A 7092-nucleotide genomic window follows, 5' to 3' on the forward strand; every position below is an offset into this window, starting at 1 on the left:
CGTTATGCCTGACGACCATAGCAAGTTGGTACCACTCCTTCCCATCCCGAACAGGACAGTGAAACGACTTAGCGCCGATGATAGTGCGGATTCCCGTGTGAAAGTAGGTCATCGTCAGGCTCTTATAAAGACCAAACGCCCCGCTCAAGACCTGAGCGGGGCGTTTTGGTTTTCTGGACGTAACATTCGTAGAATGTGAACATGGATCCCAAGCCTTATACCCGCGCACACCAGCTGCCCGAAATCCTTTCAAATCGCATTGCCATCCTGGATGGGGCCATGGGTACCATGATCCAGCGTTTGAAACTCACCGAGGCGAACTACCGTGGGCAAGGGTATGCTGGGGCAGATGCCGTAGGGGACCGATTCGTGGCCCATGCGCTGGACGTGAAGGGCAACAACGAGTTGCTTAGCCTCACACGGCCCGATGTGATCAGCGATATCCATGAGGCTTACCTTGCTGCCGGTGCGGATCTCATCGAGACCAACACATTTGGCGCCACTCGGATTGCGCAAGACGATTACCAAATGGCTGACTTGGCGCGAGAGATGAACTTGGCCTCTGCTCGGTTGGCGCGTGCCGCCTGCGACAAGTTCTCCACGTCAGACAAACCTCGTTTCGTTGCTGGGGCGGTCGGCCCCACCCCAAAGACCGCGAGCATCAGCCCCGACGTCAATGATCCGGGGGCCCGCAACGTGACGTTTGAAGGGCTGCGCTCTGCCTACTATGAGCAGATCGAAGCCTTGGTGGAAGGTGGCGCCGACGTGCTGCTGATCGAAACCATATTCGATACGCTCAATGCCAAAGCGGCTTTGTTTGCCGCTGCGGAGTATTTCGATGCCTCGGGCGAGCGCTTGCCCGTGATCATCAGTGGCACCGTAACCGATGCGTCGGGGCGCATTCTCAGCGGTCAAACCGTCTCGGCGTTCTGGGCCAGTGTGCGCCACATCGAGCCCTTGGCGGTGGGCCTGAATTGCGCCTTGGGTGCCGCGCTCATGCGCCCCTATCTACAAGAGTTGGCGAAAGTGGCCGGCGACACCTACATCAGTTGCTATCCCAATGCCGGACTTCCCAACCCCATGTCAGACACAGGCTTTGACGAAACCCCTGATGTGACGTCCCGCCTGGTCAAGGGGTTTGCGGAAGAGGGACTGGTGAACATCTTGGGCGGATGTTGTGGCACCACCCCTCAGCACATCGCGGCCATCGCCGATTCGGTCAAACCGAATGCGCCTCGTGGCCTCAAGCGCGACATGTTCTACCGAGAGGCTGCGTGATTGCCGGCCTGCCTGGTCAGGTGTGGAAACACCTTGGCCTGTGGGCTCTTGGGTTGTTGTTGATCGGCTGTGCAAGCCAACAATCGCCAGAACCTGCTTCGCCGCCTTCAAGCCCGGCAGAGCTTTCTCTCTCCTTGCTCGTGACCCCTGCCAAGGCCGTGCCTTGGACACCCCTCTTGTGGCCGGGCAAGCTGAACGTGCCTTTTGTGGCGACCCGCTACCAGGGGCGCCCCGCACTGCGGGTCAACGCCGACAAGTCGATGAGCATCCTGCGACAGCGCTTGACGGATGCCCCTCAGCGAGCCGGACAGATTGAGTTTTCGTGGTTGGTGGATGGCATGTTTCGGCAAGCCAACATTGGTGCCGCAGGGCAGGACGATGCGCCAGTCCGTGTTGTCCTCGCGTTTGACGGCGACCGTTCGCGTTTGTCCGCCCGCACCCGCATGCAATCGGAACTGAGCCGCACGCTGTTGGGGGAGGAAATGCCATACGCAACCCTCACCTATGTGTGGTGCAATTCGCGGCCCGTCGGCACAGTGTTGGTGAGCCCACGCACCGACAGGGTACGCAAAATCGTCGTGGAGTCGGGCGCGGACAACGTGGGTCAGTGGCGCGAATACCGGCGTGACATTGCCGAAGACTACCGCCGCGCTTTCGGCGAAGAGCCGGGCCCCTTGATTGGTGTCGCATTGATGACTGATGCCGACAACACCGGTGAAAAAATCACGGCCTGGTACGGCGCTTTGCGACTCACTGCGCCCTGACGACCGCTCTCGTCAGAAGAAACCCTGATGGGGGAAACTCCCTGTGACATTCCGGCCCGGATGTTGCATAGTACATTGCTTGAAAACTTTATTTAGGTGTCAAGCAATGAAATTCAGACTGATTGCCCTGTGCGCCATGTTGGGTCTGGGGGCGATGGCGCAAGCCAAACCCTTCAAGTGGACCAGTTCCAGCGATATCGCGACTTGGGACATCCACTCTCAAAACAATGCGCTGCAAAACGGCATTCACGCCGCGGTGTACGAGACGCTGGTCTATTACAACAGCAAGACTTTTAAGATTGAACCTGTTTTGGCCACGTCCTGGAATCAGGTTTCGCCGACACAACTGCGAGTGAACCTGCGCACTGGCGTCAAGTTCCACGATGGTTCTGCATTTACCGCAGACGATGCCGTGTACTCGATCCAGCGGGCCATGGCCAAGACCTCCAATTTTGCGGTCTACGCCCAGGGCATCGACAAGGTGGTGAAGGTCAATGCCAACACCATCGACATCTTTACCAAGGGGCCCAATCCGGTGCTGCTCAACCAGATGACCGAGCTGCGCATGATGAGCAAGGCCTGGGCGGAGAAAAACAACTCTGTCGAGCCCAAGGACATCAAGACCAAGGACGAGAACTTCGCCCACCGCAACGCAATGGGCACCGGCCCATACACCCTGAAGGAATGGAAGCAGGACCAGCGCCTGGTGTTGGCCAAGAACCCCAACTGGTGGGGGTCGATGGACAGCAACGTGACTGAAATTGTCTATTCGCCGATCAAGGCCGATGCCACGCGCATGGCTGCCTTGCTGACCGGTGAAGTCGACTTTGTCCTGGACCCCAGTCCCCAGGATTTGCCCCGCGTTCGACAGAACAACGCCCTCAAGGTCATGGATGGCGTGGAAAACCGGACGATCTTCTTTGGCATGGATCAGTTTCGCGAGGAACTGGTGGGCAGCAACATCAAGGGCAAGAACCCCCTGAAGGATCTGCGCGTGCGCCAGGCCCTGAACATGGCCATTGATGCGGATGCCATCACCCGTGTGACCATGCGAGGCCTGGGGCAGCCCACCAACGCGCTGGTTGCCCCTCAAGTGGCCGGGTGGAATGAGTCCATCCACAAGCGCCCTCCCGTGGATGTCGCGCGTGCCCAGAAGTTGCTCGCCGACGCCGGTTACAAGGACGGCTTCGAAGTCGACTTCGCCTGCCCCAACAACCGTTACATCAACGACGAGGAAATTTGCCAGGCCGTCACTGCGATGTGGTCGCGCATCGGCGTCAAGGCGAAGCTGCGCACGCTGCCTCTGGTCACCTATTTCCCCATGATCCAGCGTTATGAGGCCAGCATCTACATGCTGGGCTGGGGTGTGCCCACCTTTGATGCTTTGTACTCGCTGCAGTCGCTGGTCCGCACGGTGGGTGCCGGTGGCGATGGCAACTACAACGTCGGTCGCTACAGCAATCCCAAACTGGACGTCGTCATTGACCGCATCAAAACGGAAACCGATCCCTACATCCGCCCGCGCTTGCTGACCGAAGCGCTGCAGATGGCCTCAGACGACGTGTCACACATCGTGTTGCACAACCAGATCATTCCTTGGGCCATGAAGAAAAACATCGACGTGGTGCACCGCGCGGACAACCGCATCGACTGGCGTCTGGTCAAGGTAAACTGATTCACAGCTGTTGAATAAAGGGTCGCGGCGTACCGGTCGCGGCCCTTGATTTTTTATCGAACATGTTTGCATTCATCGTCCGCCGCCTCGCACAAGCCGTCCTGGTGATGGTCACTGTCGCCTTCATCGCCTTCATGCTGTTCCAGTACGTGGGCGACCCGGTCGTCTTCCTTTTGGGGCAGGACGCCACCCCCGAGCAGGTCCGAGAGCTGCGCGCGGCGCTGGGGTTGGATCAGCCGTTTTTTGTCCAGTTCTGGCACTTTCTGGTGAACGCGGCGCAAGGTGAGTTTGGCCTGAGCCTTCGCCAAGGCGCCAAGGTCTCGCGGCTCATTGGTGAGCGTTTCCCAGCGACGCTTGAACTGGCGCTGGTGGCGGGTGTGCTGGCCCTGGTGGTGGGCATTCCCATGGGCGTGTACGCCGCGTTGCGCCGGGGCAGTTTCATGAGCCAGGTGTTCATGACCGTGTCCTTGCTGGGCGTGTCGTTGCCAACCTTCCTCATTGGCATCCTGCTGATCTTGGTCTTCGCTGTCCAGTTGGGCTGGTTCCCCAGCTTTGGCCGGGGGGACGTGGTGCAGATGGGTTGGTGGAGCAGTGGCCTGCTCACCGCGAAAGGTTGGCACCACATCACGATGCCCGCGATCACGTTGGCCATTTTCCAGCTCACGCTCATCATGCGCCTGGTGCGTGCCGAGATGCTGGAGGTGCTGCGCACCGACTACATCAAGTTCGCTCGCGCCCGTGGCCTGACCAACCGGGCCGTGCATTTTGGACATGCCCTCAAAAACACCCTGGTGCCCGTGATGACGATCACCGGCTTGCAACTGGGCGGGCTGATCGCATTTGCCATCATCACCGAGACGGTGTTCCAGTGGCCAGGCATGGGTTTGCTGTTCATTCAGGCGGTGACCTTCGCCGACATCCCGGTGATGGCGGCCTACCTCTGCCTGATTGCGCTGATTTTTGTGGTGATCAACCTCATCGTCGATCTGCTGTACTTCGCGGTCGATCCGCGTCTGCGTGTCGAGAAGGCTGGGGGGCATTGAGATGCCGACGAACCGCTTGAAGGTCCATGGCCGGGCGTTCTCCCACATCGCCGAGTTCGTGCCCGAACTCACGGCCTTGCGACGCGATTTGCACGCGCACCCTGAACTCGGCTTTGAAGAGCACTACACAGCCAAGCGTGTCGTCGAGGCGCTCAAGGTGTGTGGCGTGGACGAAGTGCACACCGGCATCGGCAAGACCGGTGTGGTGGGGGTGGTGCGCGGCAGGCGCAACAGCAGCGGTCGCATGATGGGCCTGCGTGCCGACATGGACGCGCTGCCCATGACAGAGCACAATGACTTCGCTTGGCGCTCGACCAAGCCCGGCCTCATGCACGGTTGCGGGCACGATGGTCACACCGCGATGTTGGTGGGCGCCGCCCGCTACCTGGCTGAAACGCGCCACTTTGATGGCACGGCCGTGTTGATCTTCCAGCCGGGTGAAGAGGGTTATGCCGGCGCCAAGGCCATGATCGAGGATGGCCTGTTCGATCGCTTTCCGGTGCAGTCCGTGTATGCCATGCACAACTGGCCGCAGATGCGCCCGGGCACCGTCGGCATCAACCGCGGTGCCATGATGGCCGCGGCCGACCGCGTGACCATCAAGATCACTGGCAAAGGTGGGCACGGCGCGCACGCCTACCTCACCGTCGACCCGGTGCTGGTGGCCGCCCACATCATCACCGCCGTGCAAAGTATCGTGTCGCGCAACGTGCGGCCCATTGACGGCGCCGTCATCAGCCTGTGCGCGATGCAGGCGGGCGATCCGGGCGCGTTCAGCGTGTTGCCCGGCGAGGCCACGCTGGTTGGCACGGTGCGTACCTTCAGCCCTGCGGTGCAGGCCCAGGTGGAGCGCCGCCTCAACGAGCTGTGCAGCGCGGTGGCCCTGGGTTTTGGTGCCACGGCCACGGTGCACTACGAGCGCATTTACCCGGCCACCATCAACACGCCCGATGAAGCCCAGTTCGCGGCCGACGTGGCGCAGTCTCTTCTGGGGCGCGACCACGTGGACCGCGAGATGGACCCCAGCATGGGTGCGGAGGATTTCTCCTTCATGCTGCAGGTCAAGCCCGGCGCTTACCTGCGTCTGGGGCAGGGTGGCGAGGGCAGCTGCTTCCTGCACAACAGCCGCTACGACTTCAACGACGAGGTTTTGCCCCTGGGAGCAGCCTTGCACGCCGGCCTTGTCGAACATGGTATGCCCTTGGGCGACGATTGATCCGCATCGCCTTTTTTTTAACCTGGAGAAGAGCTCACATGATGTTCAAGAAACCTCTGATCTCAGTGCTGGCTTCGGCCGCCCTGGTGGTGTTGGCCGGTGCCGCACAGGCGCAGACCGTGCGCATAGGCAACCAGGGCGATGCGCTGTCGATGGACCCGCATTCGCTCAATGAATCGCTGCAGCTGAGCGTGACGGGAAACGTGTACGAGCCCTTGGTGTCGCGTGACAAAAAGCTCGCGCTGGAGCCTGCGTTGGCCACCTCCTGGAAGCAAACGTCTCCAACTGTGTGGCGCTTTGAGCTGCGCAAGGGCGTGAAATTCCACGATGGCACGCCGTTCACTGCGGACGACGTGTTGTTCAGCTTCACCCGCGCTGCAGGTGAGGGCTCCGACATGCGCAGTTACACCAACGACATCAAAGCGGTACGCAAGGTAGACGACCACACAGTGGAGATGGAGACCAACGCACCCTTTCCCATCCTGCCCGACGTGATCTCGCTCCTTTACATCATGAGCAAGAAGTGGGCGGAACAAAATCAGGCCACGCGCCCCGTCGACCGCCGCAAGGGCATTGAGAACGCCGCGTCGTTCCGAGCCAACGGCACCGGCCCGTTCCGCTTGCGCGAGCGCCAGCCTAACGTCAAAACCAGTTTTGTCCGCAACGGCAACTACTGGGGCAAGATCGAAGGCAACGTTGTCAACGTCGAGTACACGCCCATTGGCAACGACGCCACCCGCGTGGCCGCTCTGCTCTCGGGGCAGGTGGACGTGATCGAACCCGCCCCCCTGCAGGACGTGGCCCGCATTGACGGCAGCGGCAAGGCCAAGGTGTTGCAGGGCCCCGAGATCCGCACCATCTTCTTGGGTATGGACCAGAAGCGCGACGAGCTGCTGTACTCCAACGTCAAGGGCAAAAACCCCTTCAAGGATGTGCGCGTGCGCAAGGCCTTCTACCAGGCCATCGACATCAATGGCATCCAGCGCACGGTGATGCGGGGCGCATCGCTGCCCACCGCGCTGATGGTGGGTGAGGGCGTCAACGGCTTCCACGCCGACATGAACAAGCGCCTGCCCTACGACACCGAAGCGGCCAAGAAGCTGTTGGCCGAAGCCG

Annotated in this window: 6 protein-coding genes and 1 rRNA gene; all 7 read left to right on the plus strand. The window is 60.7% G+C overall.

Going from position 1 to position 7092, the window contains the following annotated elements; genetic code table 11:
- Window positions 1-7 precede the first annotated feature (7 nt).
- Window positions 8-120: ribosomal RNA gene (rrf, locus tag VFW72_RS03010) — 5S ribosomal RNA — on the plus strand.
- Between the two features lie 81 nt (window positions 121-201).
- Complete coding sequence (locus VFW72_RS03015) at window positions 202-1278, plus strand: homocysteine S-methyltransferase family protein (RefSeq protein WP_329672791.1); 1077 nt, start codon at window positions 202-204, stop codon at window positions 1276-1278.
- 140 nt (window positions 1279-1418) lie between these two features.
- Window positions 1419-2042, plus strand: coding sequence for a DUF3047 domain-containing protein (locus VFW72_RS03020; protein WP_329672796.1), 624 nt, complete (start codon window positions 1419-1421; stop codon window positions 2040-2042).
- 106 nt (window positions 2043-2148) lie between these two features.
- On the plus strand, window positions 2149-3717 hold the full coding sequence (locus tag VFW72_RS03025; RefSeq protein WP_329672792.1) for an ABC transporter substrate-binding protein: 1569 nt from the start codon (window positions 2149-2151) through the stop codon (window positions 3715-3717).
- Window positions 3718-3779: 62 nt separating this feature from the next.
- A complete protein-coding gene (locus VFW72_RS03030; RefSeq protein ID WP_329672793.1) occupies window positions 3780-4760 on the plus strand; it encodes an ABC transporter permease in 981 nt (326 codons plus the stop codon).
- Between the two features lies 1 nt (window position 4761).
- The gene (locus VFW72_RS03035) at window positions 4762-5976 is read left to right on the plus strand and encodes a M20 aminoacylase family protein (RefSeq protein ID WP_329672794.1); all 1215 of its coding nucleotides are present in this window, start codon (window positions 4762-4764) and stop codon (window positions 5974-5976) included.
- A 38-nt stretch (window positions 5977-6014) separates the two neighbouring features.
- The coding region (locus VFW72_RS03040) for an ABC transporter substrate-binding protein (RefSeq protein ID WP_329672795.1) at window positions 6015-7092 on the plus strand (1078 nt) is incomplete at its 3' end.

It is taken from the genome of Aquabacterium sp. (assembly GCF_036273115.1).
Taxonomy (GTDB): domain Bacteria; phylum Pseudomonadota; class Gammaproteobacteria; order Burkholderiales; family Burkholderiaceae_C; genus Aquabacterium.

Coding starts and splice junctions, on each gene's coding strand:
- VFW72_RS03015 (WP_329672791.1), top strand. CDS start 202: ATGGATCCCAAGCCTTATACCCGCGCACACCAGCTGCCCGAAATCCTT.
- VFW72_RS03035 (WP_329672794.1), top strand. CDS start 4,762: ATGCCGACGAACCGCTTGAAGGTCCATGGCCGGGCGTTCTCCCACATC.
- VFW72_RS03025 (WP_329672792.1), top strand. CDS start 2,149: ATGAAATTCAGACTGATTGCCCTGTGCGCCATGTTGGGTCTGGGGGCG.
- VFW72_RS03030 (WP_329672793.1), top strand. CDS start 3,780: ATGTTTGCATTCATCGTCCGCCGCCTCGCACAAGCCGTCCTGGTGATG.